At 72.0% G+C, this 26,619-nt stretch carries 25 protein-coding genes; 10 read left to right on the top strand and 15 right to left on the bottom strand.

From position 1 onward, the window contains the following. Positions 1-49: 49 nt before the first annotated feature. Together CWOE_RS15920 and CWOE_RS15915 are read left to right on the top strand one after the other, a co-directional pair. Positions 50-1,030 (top strand): diacylglycerol/lipid kinase family protein, encoded by a 981-nt coding sequence (locus CWOE_RS15920; protein ID WP_012934659.1) that lies wholly within the window; start codon positions 50-52, stop codon positions 1,028-1,030. A 101-nt stretch (positions 1,031-1,131) separates the two neighbouring features. After that, positions 1,132-2,079, top strand: a complete 948-nt coding sequence (locus CWOE_RS15915; protein ID WP_012934658.1) for a hypothetical protein — start codon at positions 1,132-1,134, stop codon at positions 2,077-2,079. On the opposite strand, the gene CWOE_RS15910 is transcribed toward CWOE_RS15915, so the two are convergent. Together CWOE_RS15910 and recJ are read right to left on the bottom strand one after the other, a co-directional pair. Then, positions 2,049-4,193: a RelA/SpoT family protein gene (locus CWOE_RS15910; protein ID WP_012934657.1), complete on the bottom strand. Its 2,145-nt coding sequence runs from the start codon at positions 4,191-4,193 to the stop codon at positions 2,049-2,051. The two genes, CWOE_RS15915 and CWOE_RS15910, sit on opposite strands and share 31 nt — an antisense overlap. 197 nt (positions 4,194-4,390) lie before the next feature. Beyond that, entirely contained in the window at positions 4,391-7,000 is a 2,610-nt protein-coding gene (recJ, locus tag CWOE_RS15905; protein ID WP_160165526.1) for a single-stranded-DNA-specific exonuclease RecJ, read from the bottom strand. 105 nt (positions 7,001-7,105) lie between these two features. Between recJ and CWOE_RS15900 the strand changes: the two genes are divergently transcribed. Continuing rightward, positions 7,106-8,332, top strand: coding sequence for a GNAT family N-acetyltransferase (locus CWOE_RS15900; RefSeq protein WP_049793296.1), 1,227 nt, complete (start codon positions 7,106-7,108; stop codon positions 8,330-8,332). A 128-nt stretch (positions 8,333-8,460) separates the two neighbouring features. On the opposite strand, the gene CWOE_RS15895 is transcribed toward CWOE_RS15900, so the two are convergent. The 7 genes from CWOE_RS15895 to CWOE_RS15865 all read right to left on the bottom strand — a co-directional run bounded on the left by CWOE_RS15895 (position 8,461) and on the right by CWOE_RS15865 (position 15,226). Continuing rightward, positions 8,461-8,760 carry a hypothetical protein gene (locus CWOE_RS15895; RefSeq protein ID WP_012934654.1) on the bottom strand — a complete coding sequence of 100 codons (300 nt, stop codon included), beginning with the start codon at positions 8,758-8,760 and terminating at the stop codon, positions 8,461-8,463. Next, positions 8,760-11,729, bottom strand: coding sequence for a protein translocase subunit SecDF (locus tag CWOE_RS15890; RefSeq protein WP_012934653.1), 2,970 nt, complete (start codon positions 11,727-11,729; stop codon positions 8,760-8,762). Before CWOE_RS15890 ends, CWOE_RS15895 begins: the two co-directional genes overlap by 1 nt. Before the next feature lie 12 nt (positions 11,730-11,741). Beyond that, positions 11,742-12,194: a PAS domain-containing protein gene (locus tag CWOE_RS15885; protein WP_012934652.1), complete on the bottom strand. Its 453-nt coding sequence runs from the start codon at positions 12,192-12,194 to the stop codon at positions 11,742-11,744. Between the two features lie 139 nt (positions 12,195-12,333). Beyond that, positions 12,334-13,350 (bottom strand): Holliday junction branch migration DNA helicase RuvB, encoded by a 1,017-nt coding sequence (ruvB, locus tag CWOE_RS15880; RefSeq protein ID WP_012934651.1) that lies wholly within the window; start codon positions 13,348-13,350, stop codon positions 12,334-12,336. After that, the gene (gene ruvA / locus CWOE_RS15875) at positions 13,347-13,943 is read right to left on the bottom strand and encodes a Holliday junction branch migration protein RuvA (RefSeq protein WP_012934650.1); all 597 of its coding nucleotides are present in this window, start codon (positions 13,941-13,943) and stop codon (positions 13,347-13,349) included. The genes ruvB and ruvA overlap by 4 nt, the downstream gene beginning before the upstream one ends. Continuing rightward, positions 13,940-14,434, bottom strand: coding sequence for a crossover junction endodeoxyribonuclease RuvC (gene ruvC / locus CWOE_RS15870; RefSeq protein WP_012934649.1), 495 nt, complete (start codon positions 14,432-14,434; stop codon positions 13,940-13,942). Before ruvC ends, ruvA begins: the two co-directional genes overlap by 4 nt. Before the next feature lie 42 nt (positions 14,435-14,476). Beyond that, positions 14,477-15,226: a YebC/PmpR family DNA-binding transcriptional regulator gene (locus CWOE_RS15865; protein ID WP_012934648.1), complete on the bottom strand. Its 750-nt coding sequence runs from the start codon at positions 15,224-15,226 to the stop codon at positions 14,477-14,479. Positions 15,227-15,270: 44 nt separating this feature from the next. Here CWOE_RS15865 and CWOE_RS15860 point away from each other — a divergent pair, with 44 nt between their 5' ends. Then, positions 15,271-15,645 (top strand): plastocyanin/azurin family copper-binding protein, encoded by a 375-nt coding sequence (locus CWOE_RS15860; RefSeq protein ID WP_012934647.1) that lies wholly within the window; start codon positions 15,271-15,273, stop codon positions 15,643-15,645. Positions 15,646-15,669: 24 nt separating this feature from the next. On the opposite strand, the gene CWOE_RS15855 is transcribed toward CWOE_RS15860, so the two are convergent. Continuing rightward, on the bottom strand, positions 15,670-16,659 hold the full coding sequence (locus CWOE_RS15855; RefSeq protein ID WP_012934646.1) for a GDP-mannose 4,6-dehydratase: 990 nt from the start codon (positions 16,657-16,659) through the stop codon (positions 15,670-15,672). Beyond that, on the bottom strand, positions 16,656-17,474 hold the full coding sequence (locus CWOE_RS15850; RefSeq protein WP_012934645.1) for a sugar phosphate nucleotidyltransferase: 819 nt from the start codon (positions 17,472-17,474) through the stop codon (positions 16,656-16,658). Before CWOE_RS15850 ends, CWOE_RS15855 begins: the two co-directional genes overlap by 4 nt. 59 nt (positions 17,475-17,533) lie before the next feature. Between CWOE_RS15850 and CWOE_RS15845 the strand changes: the two genes are divergently transcribed. The 3 genes from CWOE_RS15845 to CWOE_RS15835 all read left to right on the top strand — a co-directional run bounded on the left by CWOE_RS15845 (position 17,534) and on the right by CWOE_RS15835 (position 20,795). Continuing rightward, entirely contained in the window at positions 17,534-18,904 is a 1,371-nt protein-coding gene (locus CWOE_RS15845; protein WP_012934644.1) for a phosphomannomutase/phosphoglucomutase, read from the top strand. Between the two features lie 8 nt (positions 18,905-18,912). Continuing rightward, positions 18,913-19,947, top strand: coding sequence for an MBL fold metallo-hydrolase (locus CWOE_RS15840; protein WP_012934643.1), 1,035 nt, complete (start codon positions 18,913-18,915; stop codon positions 19,945-19,947). A 77-nt stretch (positions 19,948-20,024) separates the two neighbouring features. Beyond that, positions 20,025-20,795 (top strand): class I SAM-dependent methyltransferase, encoded by a 771-nt coding sequence (locus CWOE_RS15835; RefSeq protein ID WP_041730555.1) that lies wholly within the window; start codon positions 20,025-20,027, stop codon positions 20,793-20,795. On the opposite strand, the gene CWOE_RS15830 is transcribed toward CWOE_RS15835, so the two are convergent. The 4 genes from CWOE_RS15830 to CWOE_RS32850 form a co-directional block, all read right to left on the bottom strand. Next, entirely contained in the window at positions 20,705-21,487 is a 783-nt protein-coding gene (locus tag CWOE_RS15830; RefSeq protein ID WP_012934641.1) for an LOG family protein, read from the bottom strand. The two genes, CWOE_RS15835 and CWOE_RS15830, sit on opposite strands and share 91 nt — an antisense overlap. Positions 21,488-21,523: 36 nt before the next feature. After that, positions 21,524-22,273: an ATP-binding protein gene (locus tag CWOE_RS30790; RefSeq protein ID WP_012934640.1), complete on the bottom strand. Its 750-nt coding sequence runs from the start codon at positions 22,271-22,273 to the stop codon at positions 21,524-21,526. Positions 22,274-22,303: 30 nt separating this feature from the next. Beyond that, entirely contained in the window at positions 22,304-22,759 is a 456-nt protein-coding gene (locus tag CWOE_RS15820; RefSeq protein WP_012934639.1) for an RpiB/LacA/LacB family sugar-phosphate isomerase, read from the bottom strand. Positions 22,760-22,868: 109 nt separating this feature from the next. Further along, the gene (locus tag CWOE_RS32850) at positions 22,869-23,477 is read right to left on the bottom strand and encodes a winged helix-turn-helix transcriptional regulator (protein WP_268869585.1); all 609 of its coding nucleotides are present in this window, start codon (positions 23,475-23,477) and stop codon (positions 22,869-22,871) included. A 511-nt stretch (positions 23,478-23,988) separates the two neighbouring features. Here CWOE_RS32850 and CWOE_RS15810 point away from each other — a divergent pair. The 3 genes from CWOE_RS15810 to CWOE_RS15800 all read left to right on the top strand — a co-directional run bounded on the left by CWOE_RS15810 (position 23,989) and on the right by CWOE_RS15800 (position 26,607). Then, entirely contained in the window at positions 23,989-24,567 is a 579-nt protein-coding gene (locus tag CWOE_RS15810) for a TetR/AcrR family transcriptional regulator (protein WP_049793295.1), read from the top strand. A gap of 102 nt (positions 24,568-24,669) precedes the next feature. After that, complete coding sequence (locus CWOE_RS15805; protein ID WP_012934636.1) at positions 24,670-25,374, top strand: TetR/AcrR family transcriptional regulator; 705 nt, start codon at positions 24,670-24,672, stop codon at positions 25,372-25,374. Between the two features lie 78 nt (positions 25,375-25,452). Next, the gene (locus CWOE_RS15800) at positions 25,453-26,607 is read left to right on the top strand and encodes a hypothetical protein (protein WP_012934635.1); all 1,155 of its coding nucleotides are present in this window, start codon (positions 25,453-25,455) and stop codon (positions 26,605-26,607) included. The last annotated feature ends 12 nt before the right edge of the window (positions 26,608-26,619 follow it).

The raw sequence follows: 26,619 nt of genomic DNA, 5'->3' as shown, positions 1-26,619 counted from the left end.
TGCCGCGCCCGCGCGCGTAACGCGCGCGCGGCGGCGGAGTAGACAGGTCGTGACCGCCACCTCTCTCGACTCGCTCGAGCGCCTCGCCGAGACGTTCGCCTCGACCAAGCCGAGCAAGCGCATGCTCGTGATCGTGAACCCGTACGCGACGACGGTCTCGGATCGGCTCAAGCACCTCGTCGTGTACGCGCTCCAGGGGCGCTACCAGGTCGACTCGGTCGAGACGCAGGCCCGCGACCACGCGACCGAGCTGTGCCGCGAAGCGGCGCAGGAGGGCTACGACGTCGTCTGCGCCTTCGGCGGCGACGGCACCGTCAACGAGGCGGCGAACGGGCTCGCGGGATCCGGGACGCCGCTGACGTGCCTGCCGGGCGGCTCGACGAACGTCTTCGCCCGCATCCTCGGGATCCCCAACGACGTCGTCGACGCGACCGAGCACCTGCTGCGGATAGCCGACGACTGGAGACCGCGCGCGATCGACCTCGGCATCGTCAACGGCCGCCGCTACCTCTTCACCGCCGGTCTCGGGCTCGACGCGAGCGTCACGCGGCGGGTCGACGCGAGGCCGCGCCTGAAGGCCCGCTACGGCCCGTGGTTCTACTCGCTGTCCGCGGTCTCGGCGTTCACGAAGGACTACATCGTGCGCCCGCCGCGGCTCGCCGTCGAGGTCGGCGGCGAGCGGATAGACGGCGTCACCGCGATGGTGCAGAACACGATGCCCTACACCTACTTCGGCAAGCGGCCGATCGACCTCGCCGAGGACGTCGCGCTCGACGACGGCACGCTCGCCGGCGTCGTGCTCAAGCGCGCGAGCATGATCGACATGCCGACGGTCACCTGGCGCGCGCTCTCCCGCAGCGCCCGGATCGTCAAGCACCACCGCGTCGAGGCGTTCGCCGATGCCGGCGAGATCACGATCCGCTCGCTCGACGAGCGCGAGCTGCCGCTCCAGGTCGACGGCGACTACCTCGGCTACGTCCCCGAAGCCGTCTTCCGCGCCGACCCCGGCGCCCTCACCATCGTCGCCTGAGCGGGCGCACGCTGCGCGAGCCGCGGTCGTTTGGTGGTCCAGGAGACCACCAAACTACCGGCCCTCAAAAAGCGGTGGAAGCGGAATGTAGGATCCGCCCCGTGCGAGCCCTCCTCCCCACCCTCCTCGCGGCCGTCGTAGGCGTCGGCGTCACCGCGGCGGCGGCAGTGAACGCGCAAGAAGCCCCCAGCCTCGCCGGCTGCCCCGTCCTCAGGGAGACCTCGTCCTGGAACCAGCGCGTGGACAGAGCCCCGGTTCGAAGCGACTCAGCGCAGCTCGTCCGCAGCATCGGCCTCACCGCCAACTTCCACGCCGACTTCGGCTCCGGCCGCTGGGACGGCGGGCCGATCGGGATCCCCTACACGGTCGTGGGCGGCGGGCAGAGGCGCGTGAAGGTGAGCTTCGGCTACGCCGGCGAGTCCGACCGCGGCCCGTACCCGATCCCGCCGCGTGCGCCGATCGAAGGCGGGCCGCGCGCCGACGGCGATCGCCACGTACTCGTGGTGGACAAGAGCGCCTGCAAGCTCTACGAGCTGTTCGACGCGCACCCGCTCGGCGGCGGCACGAGCTGGCGGGCCGGCTCGGGCGCGATCTTCGATCTGCGCGGCGGCGACCGCCAGCGCCCGCGCGGCTGGACCTCGGCCGATGCCGCCGGCCTGCCGATCCTCCCGGGCCTGGCCCGCTACGAGGAGGTCGCGCAGGGCGCGATCCGTCACGCTCTGCGCTTCACCGCGCCGCGCACGCGCAAGGCGTTCGTCCCGCCCGCGCAACACTTCGCATCAGACGCGAGCGACCCGAGCCTGCCGCCGATGGGACTCCGCGTCCGCTTGAAGGCGCGCGTGAGCCTGCGCGGGCTGCCGCCGCAGGCGCGGGTGCTGGCCACCGCGATGAAGCGCTACGGCCTGATCCTCGCCGACAACGGCTCGCCGTGGTACGTCAGCGGCGCCCCGCACCCACGCTGGGACAACGACCAGCTGCATGCGCTCGACCGGCTGACCGGGCGCGACTTCGAGGTCGTTCAGGCGCCCGCGCCGGGCGTTACGCGGTAGGCGTCGAAGACCGCCTCGATGTTCCGCAGCTTGGTGATCGTGGTGTCGAGCGTCTTGGTGTCGGCGACCTCGATCACGAAGCGGTTGCGGATCATCGGCGGGTTCGAAGTGCAACGCGCGTCGACGATGTTGATCCCCGCCTCGCTGAAGGTCCTGGCGAGGTCTTCCAGCAGGCGATGGCGGTCCCAGCCGTCGATGTGGATCTCGACCTTGAACGACGTCGCCGCCTCTCCGTCCCACGAGACCGGCGTGAAGCGGTCCGGGTCCTTGCGCAGCGTCTGCACGTTCGGGCAGTCCTCGCGGTGGATCGTGATCCCGCGGCCGAGCGAGACGTAGCCGACGATCGGGTCGCCGGGGACCGGCCGGCAGCACTTCGCCAGCCGCAGCATCACGTCGCCGACGCCGTCGACCGAGATGCCGAACTTGGTCGAGGAGGTCGTCGGGCGCCGCTCGCGCTGTGGGTTGGTCTTCAGCAGGTCGTCGGCCGCCGTCGGCGTGCCCTCGGCGGCCTCGCCCTGCTTGAGCCGCTGCATGACCTTGTTGACGACCGTTCTGGGCGAGATCTTCGCCGCGCCGAGCGCGATGTAGAACTCGTCGCCCTTGCGGAAGCCCATCTCGCGGATGATGTCTGCGAGCAGCGGTGAGCCGACGATCCGCTGCGCCGGCAGGCCCTGCTTCTTGAGGTGCTCCTGCAGCAGCTCGCGGCCGGCGTGCTCGGTGTCCTTGCGCGACTCGCTCTTGAACCACTGCTTGATCTTGTTGCGGGCGCGCGTCGTCTTGACGAGCGCGAGCCAGTCGCGCGAGGGGCCGCGCTCGCGCTTGGAGGTCATCACCTCGACGATGTCGCCCGAGCGCAGCTCGTACGAGAGCGGGACCATCTTGCCGTTGACCTTCGCCCCGACGGTGCGGTGGCCGACGTCGGTATGGACCTCGTAGGCGAAGTCCAGCGGCGTCGCGCCCGCGGCCAGCGACTTCACCTCGCCCTTCGGCGTGAAGACGAACACCTCGTCCTCGAAGAGGTCGACCTTCAAGGTGTCCATGAACTCCTTGGGGTCCGACATCTCCTGCTGCCAGTCGAGCAGGCGCCGCAGCCACTTGAGCTTGCCGTCGCCCTCGCTGGAGGTCGGGTCCTGCTTGTAGATCCAGTGCGCGGCGATGCCGAACTCGGCCATGTCGTGCATCTCGCGCGTGCGGATCTGGATCTCCAGCGGGCGCCCTTCCGGCCCGATCACGGTCGTGTGCAGCGACTGGTACATGTTGAACTTCGGCATCGCGACGAAGTCCTTGAAGCGGCCGGGCAGCGGCTTCCAGAGCGAGTGGATCACGCCGACCGCGCCGTAGCAGTCCTTCACCGAGTCGACGATCACGCGCATCGCGGTGAGGTCGTAGATCTCGTTGAACTCGCGACCCTTTCTCGTCATCTTCGAGTAGATCGAGTAGAAGTGCTTCGCGCGGCCGGAGATCTCGGCGTGGATGCCGAGCGCGTCCAGCTCCTTGGAGACGAACGCGCCCGCCTCGTTGACGTAGCGCTCGCGCTCGGTCCGCTGCTGGTTGACGAGGCCCTTGATCTCGGTGTACTTGCGCGGGTGCAGCGTGGCGAACGCGAGGTCCTCCAGCTCCCACTTGATCGCGTGGATGCCGAGCCGATGCGCGATCGGCGCGTAGATGTCCAGCGTCTCCTTCGCCTTCTCGATCTGCTTCTGCTTCGGCATCGCCTCGATCGTGCGCATGTTGTGCAGCCGATCGGCGAGCTTGATCAGGATGACCCGGATGTCGGAGGCCATCGCGACCATCATCTTGCGGTAGTTCTCCGCCTGCGCCTCGTCGCGCGAGGAGAAGGTCAGGCCGGTGAGCTTGGTGACGCCGTCGACCAGCCCGGCGATCTCCTCGCCGAACTTGTCCTGGACGTCCTCCAGCGACGCGGAGGTGTCCTCGACGGTGTCGTGCAGCAGCGCGGCGACGAGCGTCTCGGTGTCGAGCCGCATGCCGGCGCAGATCTTCGCCACCCCGACCGGGTGGATGATGAACTCCTCGCCCGACTTGCGCCGCTGGTCGGCGTGGTGCTCGCAGGCGTAGACGAACGCGCGCTCGACCTGCTCGCGGTCGATCTCCAACGGGCTGTCGGCGGCGTGCTCCTCGACGATCGCGAAGAGGTCGCCGAGCAGGCTGCGCTCGGACGCGCTGAGGCCGTCGGAGGCGACCGGAGCAGGTGTCAGCGGATGGTCGGCGCCGTCGACCGGCAGGCGGCCGCCGCCGACCTCTCTCTCGGCGTGCGCGACCGCAGCCTGACCGGCGCGGCCGTTGGACCGCGTCAGGCGGGTGCTGCGTCCGTTGGTGTCGTTGCCGTCTCGAGCAGGAATCGCTGGCCGTCCTCGTATCGCGCGGTGGCGGCCCGGTGGATCGCGGAGCGGTCGAGCTGGGTGCGCTCGGCGCTCGCGACCGTCAGGGCCTGCAGCTCCCGGTCGAGGCTGACGAGCTCCAGCTCCTCGAGGACTCCGACCAGCCGAGCGGCGAGCGACGCCGAGCGACCGTGCGGTCCGTCCCCGCGAAGCAGACGCTCGAGCTCCTCGCCGGCCACCGTCCCGCGGTCCCGCAGGACCCGGTAGAGCGGCACGAGCGAAGCACGAAGGTCGTACTCCGACTCATGGATCTGCTGTGCAAATCGTAGCTCAGCAGCACCCCACGCCAGATGGACGAACGATTTCGCCCCTTCCCCGCCGCTGGCGCGCATCCGCGCGTGCTCGGCGGCCGAGGCGGGCGGGTCGAGCACGACGACGTGGTCGAAGCGGTCCGCGAGCCGTGGATCGCGCTCCAGCGCGGCGTGCGAGCAGAGCGCGAAGCCGCCGACGCGCGGGGCGAGCCCCGGCAGCCGTCGCGGCACGTCCGCGCAGATCGCCAGCACGCGCCCGCCGCTCGCGACGAGGTCCGCGAGGATCGCCGCGCCGCCCTCGCCGCGCCGGTCGAGGATCATCGGAGCGCCGCCGAGCGCGCCCGCGCCGCCGTCGAGCGCGCCGCCGCCGCCCGCGCCGCCGCCAGCCGCGCCGCCGCTGGCCGCACCGGCGTCGTGCGGCGCGCCGCCCGCGCGCAGCCGCTCAAGCTCGGCCCAGACCGCCGGCAGCCAAGCCCCGTCGCCGGGCTCTCCCAGCAGCTCGATCGGCGCGGGCGTGCTCGGCGTCGCGTGGCGCAGCAGCAGGCGCGGCTCGACCGCGCCGTTCCACTCGTTGCGCTCCAGCCGGAAGGTCGCGTCCGCGGGCGTCTGCTCGTCGACCGGGAGCCGGCCGTCGCAGCTGAACGCGACGGCGCGGCAGCGCGTCCCGCCCGCCTCGACGCTGAAGCGGGCGTGCCTGCCCTCCTGCCCCATCGGCCGCACGTCCACCAGATGGGCGGCGGGGACGAGCAGGTTCGGGCGCGGGTTGCCCATCCCGCACGGCTCCAGCCGCGCCAGCTCCTCGGCCAGCTCCAGCCCGAGCGCGCGGCCGCCGACGAGCGCGTCGACGCGCTCGACCGGCACGAGATCTTCCGGGCTGAGGACCGACGCCGCATGCGCCTCGAACGCCTCGCGCAGCTGTGCGACGCGACCGGCGGCGATCGTCAGGCCGGCGGCCGCTCTGTGGCCGCCGTAGCGCTCCAGCAGCGGCGCGGCGGCGTGCAGCGCGCCGAGCAGGTCGAACGCCCGGATCGAGCGGCCCGAGCCGGTCCCCGAGCCGGTGTCCGGATCGAGCGCGATCAGCAGCGCTGGGCGGTTCGTCCGCTCGACGATTCTGGAGGCGACGATGCCGATCACGCCCGGGTGCCAGCCCTCGCCCGCGAGCACGTACGCCGGTCGCTCGCCCAGCTCGCGCACCTGCTCCTCGGCTTCCCAGAGGATCCGCTGCTCGGTCATGCGGCGCTCGGCGTTCGCGGCGTCCAGCTCGTCGGCGATCGCCGTGGCGCGAGCTTCGTCGTCGGTCAGCAGCAGCTCGACGCCCGCGTCGGCGCGGTAGAGGCGCCCGGCCGCGTTGATGCGCGGCGCGAGCCGATAGCCGACCGCACCGGCGTCGAGGCCGCTCGGATCGACTCTCGCGACCCGCATCAACGCGCGCAGCCCCGGCTTGGCGGTCGACGCGAGCGCGCGCAGGCCCTCGCGCACGAGCCGCCGGTTCTCGCCGCGCAGCGGCACGAGGTCGGCGACGGTCGCGAGCGCGACGAGGTCGAGGTCGTCGTCGGCGCGCGCCGGATCGCCGCCCGCGGCGCGGTGGAGCGCCTGTGCGAGCTTGTACGCGACGCCGCCGGCGCAGAGGTCGGGGAACGGGTAGCCGCTGATCGACGGGTGGACGATCGGCGCGTCCGGAAGCCGGCCGTCGGCGCGCGGCTGGTGGTGGTCGGTGACGACGACGTCGATCCCGGCGGCACGCGCGGCTGCGACCTCCTCGACCGCGGTGATCGCGCAGTCGACGGTGATCAGCAGGCGCGTCCCGCGCGCGGCGAGCCGCTCGACGGTCGTCGCGGCGAGGCCGTAGCCGTCGTCGATCCGGCTCGGCAGGAACCAGTCCGCGTCGGCGCCGAGCTGGCGCAGCGCCCGCAGCAGAATCGCCGTCGAGCAGACGCCGTCGACGTCGTAGTCGCCGTGGACGGTGATGCGCGTGCCGGCGCGCACGTGGCCGAGGATCGTCTCGACCGCCACGTCGATCCCGCCGAACTCGCCCGGGTCGTGCGCATCGGTGGCGGCGAGGAAGGCGCGCGCGGCCGCAGGGTCGGCGTGGCCGCGCCGCACCAGCACCTGCGCGAGCGTGCGGCTGCAGCCGAGCGCGGCGCGCAGCGCCTCGACCGCGGCCGGATCGCACGGCGCCAGCTCGATCCGCCGGCCGGCCATGTCCGCCGGCTCGGCGCCTCGCGCGGGGGAGGGGGCGAGGGCGGAAGGAGGCAGCGCGGTGGCGGACACGCCCATCACGGTACGGAGAGAGCCGGACCGAACGCCGGGCGGTGTTCGCCCCCTGGTCGGTTATCCCCCGTGTGGGCGGGACGGACGCTGGATAGCCTCGTCTGCGTGCAAGACGAACTCCGCATCCGCAACCTCACCGCCGGCGACACCGACGGATTCCGTGCCTGCCTCGACGTCGCGTTCCACGAGACCACGACCGACGCCTCGCTCAGACGCTGGTGGCAGCTGCTCGACCTCGACCGGACGATCGTCGTCCTCGACGGCGACACGATCGTCGCGACGTCGGGCGCCTTCCCGCAGCGCCTCTCGGTGCCCGGCGGAGAGCTGGCGTCCGCCGGTGTCACCGTCGTCACCGTCCTCCCCACCCACCGCCGCCGCGGAATCCTCACGCGCATGATGGCGCGCCTGTTCGAGCAGGCGGCAGCCGCCGGCGAGCCGCTCGCCGGCCTGTGGGCCGCCGAGGGCGGCATCTACGGCCGCTTCGGCTACGGCGTCGCGACGCAGGTCGCGACGCTGGAGCTGGACGGTGGCAGCCCGCCGCCGCCGCGCTCCCAAGGCGCCGACTTCACGCTGGAGCTGCTGCCGCTCGACGGCGCCGGCCCCCTGCTCGACCCGCTGTGGGAGCGCGTCCGCGCGCAGCGCGCGGGCGTTCCCGCGCGCACCGAGCAGTGGTGGAGCGGCAACGTCCTCAGCGACTTGGAGGACGAGCGCGAGGGCGCGCACGAGACGCGTCTCGTGGTCGCGCGCGACGCGGCGGGCGCCGCGCAGGGCTACGCGCTCTACCGCGCTCGCGACGCGGAGCCGGCGACGACGGTCGAGGTGCTGGAGCTGATCGCGCCCGACACCGAGGCCGAGGCGACGCTGTGGGGCTACTTCCGCCAGATCGACCTGGTCGGCAGAGTGAAGGCGACCGGCCGTCCCGTCGACGACCCGCTCAAGTTCCGCTTCGACGACTTCGAGGCGGCGCACGTCGCCGACGTCAACGACGCGCTGTGGCTGCGCCTGCTCGACCTGCCGGCGGCGGTCGCCGGGCGGGCGTGGGCGGCGCCGCTCGACCTCGTGCTCGACGTCACCGACAGGCGGCTGCCCGCGAACGCGGGCAGCTGGCGGCTCGAGGCGTCGGCGCAGGGCGACGGGCGCTGCAGCCCGACCGACCGCGCGCCGGACCTGGCGCTCGACGTCGCCGCGCTCGGCGCCGCGTACCTCGGCGGCGTCTCGCCCGTGCGGCTCGCCGACGCCGGCCGGATCGCCGAGCTGACGCCGGGCGCGCTCGCGCGGCTGGACGTCGCGCTGCACACCCCGCGCGCCCCCTGGACGCCCGAGGACTTCTAGGGCAGGACCGGCCCGCGCGAGCGGGCCGGAACCGGCCGCCGTCCCGCGCCAGGCGGGCCGACCGGTCGTCAAGACGCGTCCCGGCTAGGCGGGCCGGCCGATCGGCCGGCCACGTCCCGCGTCCCGCGCTAGGCGGGCCGGCCGGTCGCGTCCGTGACGGCGACGCCGTCCTTGCGCTCGCGGCGCAGTCCCTCGGCGTAGCAGAGCCCGAGGCCGATCAGCGCGCCGGGGACGCCCTCGACCGCCGTCAGGACGGACGTGTCGCTGTTGCCGGGGACGCTGAAGCCGTGTATCGCGAGACCGACGATTATCGCGCCGAACATCGCGGCGAGGAACGCGCCGACGATGCCGCCCCAGAAGTGGTCAGGGAGGAAGACGGTGAAGTGCCAGACGGCAAGCCCCATCATCGTCCAAACGAGCATTCCCATCAGCGCGGCCTCCCGTGACGACGACGGCGAGCGCTGGGCTTTCTGGGCTCCTTCACCATGCCGTCGTTCTCAGCTTCGTCGGGCGCACGCCCGTTCGGATCTCGTCTTGCCTCCGGCTCCGGCTCCGACTCGGGAGGCGGGGGCGGTGGCGGTGGCGTGGCCGTCGCGCTGCGCGCCGCACGGCGCGGCGGGCGCGTGATCGCCGCCGGGCTGTCGTCCACGTCGAGGTCGCGCTTCATCTGCTCGAACTCGTCCGCCGAGACGCCGCGCTCCGGATCGTCCGGCGTCGTCAGGCGCCGCGAGCGGCGTCTTCTGCGCTCGGGCTCGACGTCGACCGGAGCGCCGGCGGTCGCCAGCGCGTACGGCGGCACGATCCCGCCGTTCTCCGACTCGATCCGCTTGCGGCGCGCGACGTAGACCGGCTCGCGCTCCTTCCAGTGCCACAGCACCGGACCGGCGATGAAGACCGACGAGTACGCGCCGGAGAGCACGCCGACGAGCAGCGCGAACGCGAAGTCGCGCAGCGTCTCGCCGCCGAACAGCATCAGCGCGAGGATCGGCAGACCGGTCGAGAACGAGGTCGCGAGCGATCGCGTCAGCACCTCGGACATCGAGCGGTTGACGATCTGCGAGAACGCGGCCCGCGGCATGCGCGGCATGTTTTCTCGGATTCGGTCGAACACGATGATCGTGTCGTAGAGCGAGTAGCCCAAGACGGTCAAGAGCGCCGCGACCGTCGACGCCGTCACCTCCCGGCCCGTCAACGCGTAGATGCCGCTCACGATCAGGATGTCGTGCGCCACGGCGATCAGGACCGGGACCGCGAATCTCCACTGGAAGCGGAGCGCGATGTAGGCCGAGATGACGAACAGCGAGGCGATGATCGCGACGATCGCGTTGTTCGCGATCGTCTCGCCGAACGACGGCCCGACGGAGGAGCTGGAGAAGTTCGAGACGCCGCCGAACTCTCTCTCCAACGCCGTTCTGACCGTCTGGACCTGCGCCGGCCGCAACTCCTCGGTGGAGATCTGCACGACGTTGGGACCGAGCTCGGCGTTCGAGACTCTCTGGATCTTCGCGTCGGACGCGCCGACGCCCTCGAGCACGCTGCGGACCTGCGACTCGTCAGCGGACTGCTGCAGGTTCGTCGTGATCCGCGTGCCGGACGTGAAGTCGATGCCGAAGTTCAGGCCCTTCGAGCCGATCGCCAGGGCGCAGATCAGGAGGATGATCCCCGACATCGAGAAGAACCACTTGGAGAGGCCCATGAAGTCGGCCTTCCATCTGTGACCCTCGCCCGAGGCGCCGAGCGCCGAGGGACGCGCGAGCAGTCTCGTGCGTCCCATCGTCGTGAGTATCGCCTGGGTCGCGAAGACGGCCGTGAAGAGCGAGACGAGCGTGCCGACGCCGAGCGTGAAGGCGAAGCCCTTGACGCCCGCGGTCGCGAGCATGAAGAGGATGAACGCGACCATGACGGTGACGACGTTGGCGTCGATGATCGCCGTCAGGCCCTTGCGATAGCCCGCGGAGATGGCCGCGGGCACACTTCGCCCTGCGCGCACCTCCTCTTTCACGCGTTCGAAGATGACGATGTTCGCGTCGGCCGCGACGCCGATCGTGAGGATCGTGCCGGCGATGCCCGGCAGGGTCATCGTGATCGGCACCAGCTTGATCAGCGCGAAGAAGTAGACGCCGTAGATCAGGAGCGCGAAGGTCGCGATCACGCCGAGGATGCGGTAGAAGGCGACGAGGAAGACCGCGACGAGCGCGAGGCCGACGATGCCGGCGACGAGACCCTCGTTGAGCGCCTGCTTGCCGAGCGTCGCGGAGACCTGCGACTGCGAGATCAGCTCGAGGCCGATCGGGAGCGCGCCGAGCTTCAGCAGGTTCGCGAGGTCCTGCGCGCTCGTGATCGTGAAGCCGCCCTCGATGATCGCGCCGTTCTCGCCGTCGATGCCGTCGGGGAGGCGCTGCGGGTCGATCGAGGCGACCGAGATCAGTCTGCCGTCGAGCTCGACCGCGAAGTGCTGGACGACGTTCGCCGGGTTGACGCCGGGAAGCGCGAGGCTCTGGCCGCGCTGCGAGATCTCGCGCGTGATGTTCTGGAACGCCGACTTGCCTCTGTTCGTGAATCTGAACTCGACGTCCGGCTGCTGGAGGTCGTTGAAGCCCTGCGTCGGGTCCTTGATGTCCTTGCCGGAGAGCGCGACGTTGTCCTTCAGCACGTAGAAGCGCGCCGACGGATCACCCATCTCGATCGTCTCGCCGGAGTCGCGCGTGACGGCCTGCAGCACGACCCAGCCCTGCGGGACGCCGAGCACCTCGCTGCCGGGCGGCAGCGTTCTTCTGTCGATCGCGGAGAGCAGGTCGGCCTCGGACTCCTCCGGGCCGGCGAGGTAGCGGTGCTCTCTGTCGAAGAGGTAGTAGGCGGTGCCGGTGCGCGAGCCGGTTCTCGAGTCCGCGCCCGCTCTCTGTCTCGAGGCGAGCTTGACCGCGTCGTAGAGCGGCTGGCCCTGGCTCGTGTCGCCGGCGCCCTGGCTGATGCGCGTCGAGTCAGCGTCCCCCGACGTCAGCCCGGGGGCGACGAATCTGCCCTCCGGCGTGAGGACGTTCTCCTCCCAGTCGAAGAAGTGCAGCTGAGCCGGCGTGCCCACCTGGTTCTTCGCGCGCTCGATGTTCTGGACGCTCGGGAGGCCGACCGAGATCTGGTCGCGACCCGCGCGGACGATCTCCGGCTCGCCGACGCCGAGCTGGTCGACGCGGTTGCGGATGATCTCGACGGCGCGGTCGATGTCCTCGGGCGTGACCTCGGGAACCTCGGGTGTCGGCTTGCCCTGATAGACGAGCTCGACGCCGCCCTCCAGGTCGAGGCCGAGTTTCGTGTCCTTCGTCGCGATCACGACGCCGGAGGCGGCGAGCAGGCCGAGGACGAGGAGAAGGATGAGGCCAGTGCGGCGACGTTCGGTCATTGAGTGGTGATGCTACTTGGAGGGAGTGAGCACGAGCAGCAAACCGCCGTCGTCGTCGTAGGCTGGAAACAAGTCGGCAACAGCTTCAGCCGGGAGGTCGCCCTCGGCGTTGACCGTGACGGGCTTCCCTAGAGCGCGAACGCCCCATTCGAGCACGGTCCCGACGGGGTCTTCCTCGGCGGCGCCGAAGTCGAGCCCGAGCACCTCGCGGACCGAGCGGCCGATGACCCGCTCGTCGTCGAGGCCGGTCAGTTCGAAGGAGCCGCGGCCGCAGCCGATCACACGCCCCTCCTTGTCACAGACGAAGAAGGCGGCGTTCGGCGCCGGGTAGTAGTCGTCGAGCAGCTCGAAGAGGAAGCCGAAGCCGCACTTGGAGCAGCCCTTCGGTATGCGGCTGAAGCCGGCGGTGCGGTCTGTCTCCGAGGTGCGCGTGCCGCAGTTTGGGCAGATGAAGAGATGGGCCATCGGATGCCTAGGATACGTGGGTCGGAGTGAAGCGCGGGTTGGGAACCGTTCAAGGAAACCTAAAGCGGTTTCCGCACGAATCCGAAGTTCGGCGCGGCGCCCACGATCACGCGAGTTTGCACGGCAAATCGCAGATCTCTCAGAACAGCTTGACGCCGTCGGCGGGCGGTTCGAGGCCGAGGTGCCGCCAGGCCCGCACGGTCGCGACGCGACCGCGCGGCGTGCGTTCGATCAGGCCGCGCTGGAGCAGGTACGGCTCGTAGACGTCCTCGATCGTGTCCTGCTCCTCGCCGACCGCGACGGCGAGCGTCGAGAGCCCGACCGGTCCGCCGGAGAACATCTCGCAGATCGCCCGCAGGACCTCGCGGTCGAGCCGGTCCAGACCCATCGCGTCCACCTGCAGGAGGTCGAGCGCGTGCGCCGCGACCTGCTCGGTCACGATGCCGTCGCCGCGCACCTCGGCGTAGTCGCGCACGCGCTTGAGCAGGCGGTTCGCGACGCGCGGCGTGCCGCGGCTGCGGGCCGCGATCGCGCGCGCCCCGGCCTGCTCGACCTCGATCCCCAGCAGCGCCGCGGAGCGGCGCACGATCCGGCCGAGGTCGTCGGGACCGTAGTGCTCCAGCCGGTGCTGGATGCCGAAGCGGTCGCGCAGCGGCGTCGTCAGCAGCCCCGCGCGCGTCGTCGCGCCGACGAGCGTGAACGGCGGCAGGTCGAGCGTGACGACCTTCGCGCCGGCCCCCTGGCCGACGGTGATCGGCAGCTGGCCGTCCTCCATCGCTGGGTAGAAGGTCTCCTCCAGCGCGCGCGGCAGGCGGTGGATCTCGTCGACGAAGAAGACGGCGCGCGGCTCCAGCGCGGTCAGGAACGCGGCGACGTCGCCCTTGCGCTCCAGCGCCGGACCGGCCGTCTGTATGAACTGGACGCCGAGCTCTTCGGCGACGATCTGGGCGAGCGAGGTCTTGCCGAGGCCCGGCGGGCCGGCGAGCAGGACGTGGTCGAGCGCGTCGCCGCGCGCGGAGGCGGCCTCGATCGAGACGGAGAGCTGCTCGCGGACGGCCTCCTGGCCGACGAACTCGTCGAGCCGGCGCGGGCGCAGCGAGCGCTCGACCTCCTCCTCGGGCAGCACGCCCGGCGTCTGGATCCGCCCGATCGTCATCGCCGCGACGTCCGCAGGGCGTGGGCGATCAGCTCTTCGGCGGTCTCGCCCGGCGCTCTCTTGAGCAGCCTCTCGGCCTCGTCGAGCGAGAAGCCGAGGCCGACGAGGCCTTCGCGCGCGAGCGTGCGCGGGTCGTCGCTCGCCACGCTGCCGTGGACCGCGTCGTCGGGCACGGCGACGCCGGCCTTCTCGCGCAGCTCGACGATGATCCGCTCCGCGGTGCGCTTGCCGATCCCGGGCACAGCCTGGAAGCGGGCGGCGTCGCCGGCGGCGAGCGCGCCGAGCAGCTCGCGCGGCGTGCCGCCCGAGAGGACGGCGAGCGCGACCTTCGGGCCGACCGACTGGACGCCGAGCAGCATCAGGAAGAGGTCACGCTCCTCCTCGGTCGCGAAGCCGTAGAGCTGGAGCGCGTCGTCGCGCACGATCAGGTGGCTGTGGAGGGTGACCCTCTTGCCGGCCGCCGGCACCTGCTTCAGCGTCTCGGATGACACCGCCAGGCGGTACCCGACGCCGTTGACGTCGACGACGACGTCCCCCCCGGCCGGCGCGGCGGGGCGCCGCCCGGCGACCTCGCCGCGGACGAGCGCGATCACGCGCTCACCATCGCGGCCGCGAGCGGTGCGCGGTTCGTGTGGCAGATCGCGACCGCGAGCGCGTCGGCGGCGTGGTCGGGCCGCGGCAGCTCGGTCAGCGACAGCAGCCGCTGGACCATCTGCTGGACTTGCAGCTTCTCCGCGCGACCGCTGCCGCAGACCGCGCTCTTGATCTGCTGCGGCGTGTAGGAGCTGCACGCGAGGTCGTGCTGGCCGGCTGCCAGCAGCACGACGCCGCGGGCCTGGCCGACGGCGAAGGCGGAGCGGGCGTTGGCGCCGAAGTAGAGGTCCTCGACCGCGACGGCGACCGGTCTGTGCTCGGCGATCAGCTCACAGAGACGCCGGTGGATCGTGGCGAGGCGTCGTTCGAGCGCCTGCCCGGCGGGCGTCTCGATCACGCCGCCGTCGAGCGCGACGACGCGCCCGCGCCGCTGCGCGACGACGCCGTAGCCCGTGTTCGCGGTGCCGGGGTCGATGCCGAGGACGATCATGTGTTCGTATTCTGCGGCGCGCGTCGGACGCCTCCTGACGAGTCAGCCGGCGATTCGCTCCAGCACGTCGGCGTCCACGTCGAAGTTCGCGTGGACCTCGTTGACGTCGTCGTTCTCGTCGAGCGCGTCGATCAGCCGCAGCAGCTTCGTCGCCTGGTCCTCGTCGAGGTTGACGCGCGTCTTCGGCCGCTGGGTGACCTCGGCGTTCTGGATCTCGATCCCCGCCTCCTCCAGCGCCGTGCGCACAGCCGACAGGTCCGACGGCTCGGTCAGCACCTCGAAGACGTCCTCGTCCTGCTCGATGTCGAGCGCGCCGGCGTCGATCGCGACGATCAGGTCGTCCTCGCTCCAGCGCTCGGCGTCGACGACGACGACGCCCTGTCTGTCGAACAGGTAGGCGACCGAGCCGGGCTCGCCGAGGCTGCCGCCGTGCTTGGAGAGGAGGTGGCGCACGTCGGCGCCGGTGCGGTTGCGGTTGTCCGACAGCGCCTCGATCAGCAGCGCGACGCCGCCCGGGCCGTAGCCCTCGTAGAGGATCGCCTCGATCGCGTCGGCGTCGGCGCCCTCGCCGGTGCCCTTCGCGATCGCGCGCTCGATGTTGTCCTTCGGCATCGAGGCGTCCTTGGCCTTCTGAACGGCGTTGGCCAGCGTCGCGTTCAGCTCCGGGTCGCCGCCGCCTTCACGCGCCGCGACGGTGATCGCGCGCGCGAGCTTGGTGAACGCCGCGCCGCGTCTGGCGTCGACGATCGCCTTCTTGTGCTTGATTCCCGCCCACTTCGAATGTCCAGCCATGCACGTGATTGTATGTGGACGTCCTACGAAAGCGGTACCTCCTGATGCAGCGTTCCCTCCTCACTCTTCTCGTCCTCGGCAGCGGCGCCGTCGCCCTCGCGGGCTGCGGCGGCTCGGACTCCGACTCCGGCGGCGACACGGCCCAGACGGCCGCCACGGCGGCCGACGGCGCGGTCCAGGTGACGATGAAGGGCCTCGCCTACAACCCCAAGACCGTCGCCGTCAGACCCGGCCAGAAGATCACCTGGGTCAACGACGACGACGTCCTCCACGACGTCGTCTCGACCTCCGGCGAGAGAATCGAGTCCGAGCTGTTCTCCAACGGCAAGTCGTTCTCGTTCACGCCGACGAGAGCCGGGACGATCGCGTACGTCTGCACGATCCATCCGGGGATGGAAGGGACCGTCGAGGTCAGATAGCGCGGCGGCTCAGGGGGATCTCGCTCAGGCGAGGGCCGCCGGATGCGCGCGGTACCACGCGACCGTGCGCTCCAGCCCCTCGTCGAGCGAGACCGCCGGCGCCCAGCCGGTCAGCTCGCGCAGCTTCGAGGGGTCGACGTACTGGCGGTCGATCTCGCCGGCCGGCGTGCCGGCGCCGCGCACGTCCGGTTCGACGTCGGTGCCGGCGATCGCGCAGATCCGCGCGACGACGTCGCCGACCGCGTACGGTCTGCCGCCGCCGGCGTTGAACGCCTCGCCGCGAGCAAGCGTCGCGTCACGGCCGGCGTCCGCGTCGAGCGCGTCGGCGAGCAGCAGGTACGCGGCGACCGCGTCCTCGACGTAGAGGAAGTCGCGCTCGGGCGTGCCGTCGGAGCGGATCACCGGCGCGCGGCCCGCGAGCGCCGCCCCGATTGCCTCCGGCACCAGCCGCGAGCGGTTGAGATCGCCGCCGCCGTAGAGGTTGGCGAAGCGCGTGACCGCGACGGGCAGCGCGTACGTGTGCCAGTAGGAGCGCGCGATCAGGTCGGTCGCGGCCTTGCTGACGTCGTACGGGAAGCGCGCCTGGAGCGGATGGTCCTCGCGGTACGGCAGCGTTGTGCTCGCGCCGTACGCCTTGTCGGAGGCGGCGACGAGGACGCGCTCGGCGCCGTGCAGACGGCACGCCTCCAGCAGCGTCCAGGTGCCGCGCACGTTCGTCTCGAACGTCGCCAGCGGCGAGCGGTTCGCCGTCCCGACGATCGTCTGCGCGGCGAGGTGGAAGACGGTGTCGACCTCGTACTCGCCGAGCGCGCGGGCGACGAGCCCGGGGTCGTTGAGGTCGCCGTGGACGATGTCGAGCGCCCGCTCCAGCTCGCCCAGCAGCAGCGCGCTGCGCGGCGTGCGGTCGCGCTGGAGCACGACGACGCGGTCGCCGCGCTCCACGAGCGCGCGCACCAGCCAGGCGCCGAGCAGGCCGTAGCCGCCGGTGACGAAGACCGAGCGCGGCCCGCTCACGTCCGCCCGCCCGACTTGCCTTCAACCGCGAGGGCGAGCCCCTGGGCGAGCGCTCGCCCGGAATCCGAGGCCCCCGGCCGAGGATTCCGCACCCACGGCGCCGTGCCCGACGCCCACAGGTCGTTCAGCAGGATCGCGTCCTTGTACGTGTCCATGCAGTCCCAGAAGCCCTCGTGCCGGTGGGCGTGCAGCCGCCCGGCGGCGGCGAGCCGCTCCAGCGGCTCGCGCTCCAGCACGCTGTCCTCCTCCAGCACGTCGACGATCCCCGGCTCGAAGCAGAAGAAACCGCCGTTGACCCAGTGCTCGCTGCGCGGCTTCTCGCGGAATCCGCGCACGCGCCCGTCGTCGCCGACGTCGGCGACGCCGAACTGCAGCTCCGGCCGCACGACCGTCATCGTCGCCAGCCCGCCGCCGGCCGCGTGCGCGGCGTGCGCGGCGACGAGCGCGCCGAGGTCGATGTCGGCGACGCCGTCGGCGTAGGTCGCGCAGAACGGCTCGCCGGCGGGCACCGCCGCGCGCGCGGCCTGCAGCACGCGGCCGCCGGTCGGCGTGTCGAGGCCGGTGTCGAGGCAGCGGACCGTGACGCCGTCCCGCCACTCCTCCGCGGCGGCGAAGCGCTCGATCAGCTCGCCCTTGTAGCCGGTGCAGAGCACGAAGCGGCGGAAGCCGTGCGCGCGGTACAGCTCGACCACGTGCCAGACGATCGGCCGGCCGCCGATCTCGACGAGCGGCTTGGGGATCGACTGCGTTCTCTCCTGCAGTCGCGTCCCCCGTCCGCCGCAGAGGATCACGACGCTCAGCTCGCCCGGCTCCATGGGGGCGGGATCATGGCAGAGCGATCCCGGCCCCGCGCCCCATAGGATGCCGGGTAACCATGCGCAAGGTCTCTCCAAACATCTTCAAGGCGTACGACATCCGCGGCCTCTACGAGAAGGACATCGACGGCGACGTCGCGGAGCTGATCGGCCGCGCGTTCGCGCACGTCCTGGCGGACCTGTCGGGCAAGAAGGTCACCGACCTCCACGTCGCGCTCGGCCGGGACATGCGCCTGAGCGCGCCCGAGCTCGCCGCGCGGTATCGCGACGGCCTCGTGCACGAGGGCGTGTCCGTCCTCAACGCGGGCCAGGTCGGCACCGAGATGCTGTATTGGCTCGTCGGCTCGCGCGAGCTGGACGGCGGCCTGATGTGCACGGCCTCGCACAACCCGAAGGCGTACACGGGCGCCAAGCTTGTGCGTCAGGGCGCGCTCGCGCTGTCGGGCGACAGCGGCATCCAGGACATCCGCCGGCTCGTCGAGACCGGGATCCCCGACCGCCTCGGCGGCGGCCGCTGCGAGTCGATCGAGATATACGAGGAGTTCCAGGCCGCGGTGCTCGAGTTCGTCGAGCCGTCGAGAATCAAGCCGCTGAAGGTCGTCGTCGACGGCGGCAACGGGATGGCCGGGCCGATGGTCGGCCCGCTGCTGGAGCAGCTCGGCCTCGACCTGATCACGTCGTACTGGAGACCGGACGGGAACTTCCCCGACCACGAGCCGAACCCGCTGCTGCCCGAGAACCGCGAGTTCATCATCAAGCGGGTCATAGAGGAGAGAGCGGACCTCGGGATCGCCTGGGACGGCGATGCCGACCGCTGCTTCTTCATCGACGACACGGGCCGCTTCGTCGACGGCGACTTCCTGACCGCGCTGCTCGCCGAGTCGCTGCTGTCGACGCGCCCGGGCGCGACGGTGCTCTACGACGTGCGCGCCAGCCGCGCCGTGCGCGACGTCGTGCGCGAGCATCACGGCACCGCGCTGATGAACCGCGTCGGCCACGCCTTCTTCAAGACGCGGATGCGCGAGACGGCCGCGATCTTCGGCGGCGAGGTCTCCGGCCACTACTACTTCCACGACTTCTACTGCGCCGACTCGGGGACGATCCCCGCGCTGCTCGTGCTGGAGCTGCTGTCGAGAACGGGCAGAAGACTGAGCGAGCTGCTGGAGCCGTTGCAGAGCAGATACTTCATCTCCGGCGAGATCAATTCCGAGGTCGCCGATTCCGCGGCGACGATGAGAGCGATCGAACGCCGCTTCTCCGACGGCCGCGTCCAGCGCCTCGACGGCCTCTCGATCGACTACGACGACTGGCACTTCAACGTGCGCGCGTCGAACACCGAGCCGCTGCTGCGCCTCAACCTCGAGTCACTCGTCTCCGAGGCGGACATGGAAGCCCGCCGGGACGAGGTCCTCGCGCTGATCCGCGGCTGAGTCGCGGGATGGCCGAGGACCAACCCACCCCGGAGCAGGCGCGTGCCGAGGCCGCCCGCGGGGGCGTCCACGTGCTCTCGATCCCGACGCCGTTCCTCGTCGGGCGCGTCAACTGCTACCTGATCGACGACGATCCGCTGACGCTCGTCGACACGGGCCCGAACTCGGGCAAGGCGCTCGACGAGCTGGAGCAGGCGCTCGCCAGGCACGGCCGGACCGTCGAGGACCTCGAGCTGATCGTGCTGACGCACCAGCACCTCGACCACATCGGCCTCGTCGACGTGCTCGTGCGCCGCTCCGGCGCCGACGTCGCCGCGCTCGACCGGCTGACCGGCTACCTCGGCGACTATCACGCGGCGGCCGAGCTCGACGACGAGTTCGCCGTCGCGCTGATGCACCGCCACGGGATTCCCGCCGACGTCGTACAGGCGCTGCGCGCGGTGTCGAGCGCGTTCCGCGGCTGGGGCAGCGGCGCCACGCTGACGCGGCCGCTTGCCGACGGCTCGCAGCTGAGGCTGCGCGACCGCACGCTCGACGTCCTTCACCGCCCGGGCCACAGCCCGTCCGACACCGTCTTCTGGGACGCCGAGCGTGAGCTGCTGATCGCCGGCGACCACCTGATCAAGCACATCTCGTCGAACCCGCTGGTCGCGCGTCCGCTGCCGTTGCCCGGCGAGACCGCGCCCGACCCGGCGATCGACCGTCCGCAGGCGCTGCGGACCTACATGGCGTCCCTCGCGCAGACGCGCGAGCTGCCTGCGCGGATCGTCCTCGCCGGCCACGGCGATCCGGTCACCGACCACGTCGGGCTGATAGACGAGCGGGCCGGGATGACGGAACGCCGCGCGCGCAAGATTCACGGCCTGCTCGCCGAGCGCCCGCTGACCGCGTACGAGTTGGCGCAGAGAATGTGGGGCAACGTCGCGGTCACGCAGGCGTTCCTGACGCTGTCGGAAGTGCTCGGCCATCTCGATCTGCTGTGTCTCGACGGCCGCGTCCGCGAGCTGGACGACGACGGCGTCGCGCACTTCGCGGCGCAGTAGAGGAATGCGCAGCTCCGACGCGGCCGAGGCTGCCAAACCAGCGCACCGGCACACATATGAGCGGTAGCGTCAGCTCGGTGATCGCGGACTCCCCCGACGCGACGCACGTCACGCTCGCCTGTGCCTGGTGCGAGCAGCCGCTGCGTGCCGCGATACCCGGCTCGACGGCGCCGCTGCGGTGCGCCGTCTGCGGGTCGCGGACGGGTGCGTGGCCGAGCGACGAGCAGCTCGCGCGACTCGTCGCGAGCGCCCGCGCCGACGCAGGGGCAGGCGATGCCGGCGACGCCGCTCGCGCCGACCACCGCTGCTCGGTCGCCGAGCTGCTGCGCCGGCGCGCGCGCCGGCGCCTCGCCCATCGCGTCGCCGTGATGGCGCCGCCCGGACCGGTCCTCGACGTCGGCAGCGGCGACGGGACGCTGCTCGACGCGCTGCGCGGCGCCGGGCGCGTCGCGACGGGAGTCGGCCGCTCGCCGGCCCGCACCGGCGTCTGCGACGTCGACATCACCGAGCTCGGCGGCCGCTACGCGGCGATCGTCTTCTGGCAGTCGCTCGGGCGCGTGCGGGCGCCGCGCGCTGCGCTCGAGCACGCCGCCGCGCTGCTGAAGCCCGACGGGCTGCTGACGATCGCGCAGCCGACGTCGGTCGGGCTGCCGGCGCTGACCGAGCGGCTGCGCGGCGGCGAGCCCGCGAGCCCCCGCGTCAAGATCCCGCAGCGCGCCCTCGTCGAGCGGCTGCACGCGCTCGGGCTGGAGGTCCTCTACGCCGATCGCGTGCGCGAGCGGTCCGGCCTCGCCGGCTGGTCCGCGACGCTGCTTGGCGGCGTCGTCTCGGTCGAAGCGCGCCGCTGAGGCGCGGTCGCCGCCGCGACCGCGGCGACGGCCGACTCCGCGTCGTCGACGACGGCGATCAGGTCGAGGTCGCCGGGCGAGATCTTGCCGCCCGCGAGCAGCGAGTCGCGCAGCCAGTCGAGCAGCGGCGTCCAGAACGCGCTGCCGACGAGCACGAGCGGGAAGCTGCGGATCTTGCGCGTCTGGATCAGCGTCAGCGCCTCGAACAGCTCGTCGAGCGTTCCGAAGCCGCCCGGGAAGACGACGAACCCGCTCGCGTAGCGGACGAACATGACCTTGCGCGTGAAGAAGTAGTGGAAGTGCAGCGGCAGGTCGAGGTAGGGATTCGTCGCCTCCTCGAACGGCAGCTCGATCGCGAGCCCGATCGAGAGCGCGCCGGCCTCCTGCGCGCCGCGGTTGGCCGCCGCCATGATCCCGCCGCCGCCGCCGGTGATGACCGAGTACCCGGCCTGCCCGAGCTGGCGGCCCGTCTCGACGGCGAGCCGGTACTGCGGATCGTCGTCAGGCGTGCGCGCCGAGCCGAAGACGGCGACGCCGTCGTCCACGTCCGCGAGCGCGGCGAACCCCATCTCCAGCTCGCGCCGCATGCGGCGGATCCGCATCGGGTCGGTCGCGACCTCCAGCGGGGCTTCGAGCAGCTCCTCGTCGGGCGTGCGCGGTCGCAGCTGGCGCGGGGTCGGTTGCTCGGACATCGTCATCCGAGTATGCACGCATGCGCCGCGCGCCAGTCAGAAGTTGCGGCGGTGGTCCTCGCCGTACAGCGGGAGCGGATCGCCGCACATCTCCATCAGGCGCGAGAAGTTCCGCATCGTGATGTGCTTGGCGAGGTGCTCGGGATGGATCATCCCGGGCTCGTCCTCGTCGCCGGTGAGGTCGCACGTGAAGACGATCGACTTCTCGTTCTCGTAGCGCCCGTTGATGATGTTGTAGAGCTGCTCGAGCACCCAGTCGGTCGGCCGCGCGACCGCCAGGTCCTCGATGTGCAGCAGCTCGACGGAGGTGAGCCGGTCGATCAGGTCGAGCGTGCTGCCGGACTCGTCGTCGCCGTAGGTGCGGCGGATCTCGTCGAGCAGCCGCGGCCCGGTGTAGATCGCGACCGAGCGCCCGGCCGTCATCGCGTGCTGCGAGATCAGGTACGCGAGGTGGCTCTTGCCCGTCCCGGGGCTGCCGAGGAACCACATCCCCCGCCCTCTGTCGAGCATCTCGTCGATCCGCTCGCAGAACTGCCGCACCGCGCGGACCTGGACCGGCGCGCTGCGCTCGATCGACGGCAGCGGCTCGCGATCGAAGCCGAGGTTCTGGAACTTCTTCGGGACGACGTTCGAGAGCCGTCTGGCGCGGCGGCGCTGGACCTGCTCGGGCCAGCAGCGGCAGCGGTAGGTCTCGTTCGCGTCCCAGTCGACGACCATCCCGCTGCCGTCGCAGAGGTCGTAGGGGCACGGCTTCACGAACGCTCTCTTGGCGGGTTGGACGGCCACGCGCTCAGTGAATCACACGCGGTCGCCGGCTCATGCGCCGCGCTCGATCGCGCCGAGGTGCGCGACGTTGGCGACGTCGCCGGCGTCGGCGCTCGGCTCGCTGCCGAACCATGCGTCGAGGATCTCGTCGAGCTGCGCCCGCGACGTCGTGCGGAGGCTCAACGCGAGCACGTTGGCGTCGTTCCAGCGGCGCGCCCCGGCGGCGGTGGCGGCGTCGCCGCAGAGCGCGGCGCGGATCCCTCGCACCTTGTTCGCCGCGATCGACGCGCCGGTGCCGGTCCAGCAGCAGACGACGGCCTGGTCGGCGCGTCCCTCCGCGACGTCGCGTGCGGCCAGCTCGCTCGCCCACGCCCAGTCGTCGCGCTCACCCAGCTCCGGCGGCGCGAGCGCGCCATGTGGCACGGGCTCGTGGCCGCGCTCGCGCAAGGCGTCGAGCACGGCATCGGCGACCCCGGTCGACTCGTCGGCGGCGACGGCGATGCGCATCGCCGTCAAGTATGGCGAGGCAACGGCGCGGAGGTCCCCCGACCTCCGCGCCGCCGTTCCCCCTTTTGCCTCGTTCCCCCGTCCCCCGAGCGGCCGCCGCCCCGGCCGCTTACTGCAGCTCTCCAGTCGGCGTGCGGAAGCTCGACAGGAACAGGCCTGCCAGCTCCGCGTCGCCGCTGATCCGAAGGCCCGTGCGCGACTGGTCGGGCCCGAACGCCTGCGCCCACGCGCGCGGCGTCGCCTTGATGACGGCGTCCGCGTGCGCGGCCGGTCTGTGCGTGACCGCCGCGTCGCCGTCGCAGAGCGCGAGCGTGTAGAGGTCGAGCGCGACCTCCGATTCGTCCTCGACGATCAGCTCCAGCTCGGCGTCGAGGTGCTCGGGCGGGTCGACGACGCAGCCGGCGAGGCGGAACAGCGCCGTCACGTCGACCCATTCGTCGGCGTTCGGCGGCGACCATGCCCAGCGCAGCGCCCAGCGCACGACCGGGCCGAGGATCGCGACGAGGTCGCGACCGGAGTCGGTCAGGTCGAACTCGACCCGCGGCGGCACCTCGGCGTAGCGCTCGCGTGTGATCAGCCCCTCGACCGCCATCCTGTTCAGCCGCTGCTCCAGCGCACCGGTGGAGACGCCCGGGAAGGCGCGCTGCAGCTCCGACAGGCGCTTGGGCCCGAACGCCAGCTCACGCACGATCAACAACATCCAGCGGTCACCGATCACGCCCAACGCACGGGCGTCCGGCGACCACTGTCGACGACGTCTGATGCTCGACAGGTCGCATCGCGGCACGACTGATCCCCTCTCTCAGCTCTCGGCGCTGTCGACTTCCCGTCCCATGACGAGTTGCCCGGTCGTCCGACTTGCACCCCCAAGTCGAGCGATCGGCCAAAGCCAGCTACCGCTGGAAACTTACATGACTCCTATTGCTGTGTCCAGCAGGGTCTGGACGCCTGGTCGAGCGCGGATCCCCGCTGGCACGGGCGGTTCGCGAGCGCGGGCATCGACCGCTCAAGAAGCACTGTCCAATCAACGCTGCCGTGCGTACCGCCATGCGCGCACGACACTGTCGCGGCGCCGCTCGAACCGGCGTCGCACCGCCCTCTGGAGTGAGCGGCGGGGGCATTCCCCGGATCGACTATTGTAAACGCGCTCGTATTCGGAGCGGGTGATGAGTTCAAACGGGGTTGCCGATTTCGCAGAAGACGACCGGGCGCAGGCGCCCCGTCCGCTCATGCCCGTCACGCAACGGGAGCGACTGCTCGACGGCATGGCCCGCACGGTCGCGGCACAAGGCTACGCCGCGACCTCCGTCGCCGACGTGCTGCGCGAGGCGCGCGTCTCGCGCCGGACCTTCTACGAGAGATTCGCCGACAAGGAAGACTGCTTCCTCGCCGCCTACGACGCGATCGTCGCACTCTGCCTGGAGCGCGTCAGCAGCGCATACGACGCAGCGGACTCATGGCACGAGGGATTCGAGCGGGGACTCGACGCGCTGCTGGAGCTGCTCGCCGCCGAGCCCGCGTTCGCCTGCCTCGGGGTCGTCGAGGTGCTCGCCGCCGGCCCCCGCGGACTGGCGCGGCGCGACGAGACGATGCGGCGGTTCGTGGCATTCGTCGACGTGACACGGGCGCAGGTTCCGGGCCCGCTCTCCGCACCGCCGGAGCTGGTCGCGCAGGCGATCGTCGGCGGCATCTACGAACTGCTCTACTCGCACATCGTGCGCGGCGAGACCGACCGTCTGCCCGATCTCACCGGCGAGATGCTGCATTACACCTTCATGCTGCTCGGCAGCCCGCAGCGACCGGCCTGACGCGCGCTCGCCGAGTGCCGCCGCGCCACGACGGGGCGGTGACGGGGTTGTGTTAAGTTCCACCCCCTCCTAAGTGCATCGGGTCAGGTGAAACAGCAGGACATGGATTGGACGCCGGCCCAACTCCCGAGTGGCCGCCACGGGCTGCCGCGCGAGTACGTGATGAACTCCCAGCGCTCCCGCCTGCTCGGCGCGGCGGTGCAGATCGCCGGTGACGAAGGCTACGCCGGCATGACCGTCAGCGCGGTGATCGGCAGAGCGGGCGTGTCGCGCAAGACGTTCTACGAGTTCTTCCAGGACCGCGAGGACCTCTTCCTCGCCGCGTTCGACGTCGTCGTCGAGCAGGCGCTCGACGGCGCCCGCGCCGCCTACGACGAGCCGGGCGACTGGCCCGAGCGGCTGCGCCGCGTGCTGGCCGCCGGGCTCGACGCGCTCGCTGCGCACCCGCACGAGGCGAGACTCGGCTTCGTCGAGGTGCTCGCCGCCGGCCCGCGGGCGCTCGCGCGGCGCGACGATGCGCTGCGGGTGTTCATGCAGTTCCTCGCCCCCGGCTACGAGGCGGCCGCCGCAGAGCAGGGCGGCGACGACGCCGAGATCCCGCCGCTGATGCCGGAGGCGATCGTCGGCGCGGTCTACGAGATCGTCTACGCCCGCGTCCTCCAAGACCGCGCAGCCGAGCTGCCGGCGCTGCTCCCGCAGCTGCAGTTCTGCGCGCTCGCACCGTTCCTCGGCCCGGTCCGCGCCGCCGAGCTAGCGGCCGCAGGCGCCGCGCCGGCCCGCGCGAAGCGGCGCCGCGCGCGTGCGTAGGACACGTTCCGCTGGACATCGCGGCAACGCGCCGCGAAGATAGCTGCCACGGGGGCCGCGAAGGCGCTGGGGGTGCCGATGCCGACCGCACAGTTGATCGCAGCCGAAGGGCTGCTTGACGGCGACGAAGCAGCCGGTCTGTTCCGGCGAGCGCTGCACGACCGCGCGCGCGGGCGCGCGGTTCGCGCCTGCGAGACGTGGGCTCGCCTGGAGCTCGCGGCGCGCCATGCGGGCGCGCGCCACCTCGCCGTCCAGGCGGGCGCCGAGCGGGCCGTGACGCTGACGTGGATGGGCGCGCTGTCCGTCGCCGGCGTGCTGTGCGAGCAGCTGCTCGTCGAGCTGGCGGAGTTGGAGCAAGACGGCGCGCCGCTCGCTCCGCCGCCGCTGGACCAGGCGGAGATCGACGGCTTCGCGGGCGCCTGGTTCTCGCTGCCGGGCCTCCACCGCCTGCGTGCCGAGCAGCTGCGCCGTGCCGGCGACTACGCCGGCGCGCTGGAGGAGCTGGAGGAGGCGAGCCGCAGTCCCGACCAGCGCCCGCACGAGGCGCTGCCGCTGTGGGGACGCGTGATCCTGTCGGAGTCGCTGCGGCTCGCCGGCGACTTCGAGGGCGCGCACGAGGTCGCGATCGCCGCGGAGGAGCAGGCGACGCGCTCCGGCGGGCACCCGTGGGTCCGCGTCACCGCGAACCGCGCCGTCGCGCGGGCGCTGCTCGGGCTCGACGAGCTGGACGCGGCGCTCGCGCGCTTCACGGCGCTGGCGGACGACCCCGCGCACCGGCACGCCGACGGCGGGATCGCGTGCGACCTCGGGATCGGCGAGACGCTGCGGCGGCGCGGCGACCACGCGCGCGCACAGGTCCACCTCGACCGCGCGAGCGCCGCCGCGCTGCGCCACGGCCACGTCGTCGGCTGGATCCAGGCGCAGCTGTGCCTCGCCGAGCTGGCGCGCGCCCGGCACGCGAGCGCCGGCGAGGTGACCGCGATCGTCGCCGACGTGCAGCGCCGGCTGGCGCTCGTCGAGCACCCGTTCCTGCGGCTGCGCACGTTCGCGATCGGCGCGCTGAGCGCGACCGGCGAGCAGGCGGAGCGGCTGGTCGACCGCGCCGAGGACGAGCTGCCGCGCTTCCACCGCCGCAGCTGCGACCTGGAGCTGGAGCGCGAGCTGGTCGAGATCTGCCGCGTCGCGGTCGCCGCCGGCGAGGAGCCGCCGCCGATCGCGATGGATTTCCTCTGAGGCGGAGGAGCG

The organism is Conexibacter woesei DSM 14684 (genome assembly GCF_000025265.1).
In the GTDB taxonomy this organism is placed as follows: domain Bacteria; phylum Actinomycetota; class Thermoleophilia; order Solirubrobacterales; family Solirubrobacteraceae; genus Conexibacter; species Conexibacter woesei.
Note: the sequence above shows the minus strand (reverse complement) of the source record. Positions and strands in the feature narration are given on the sequence as shown.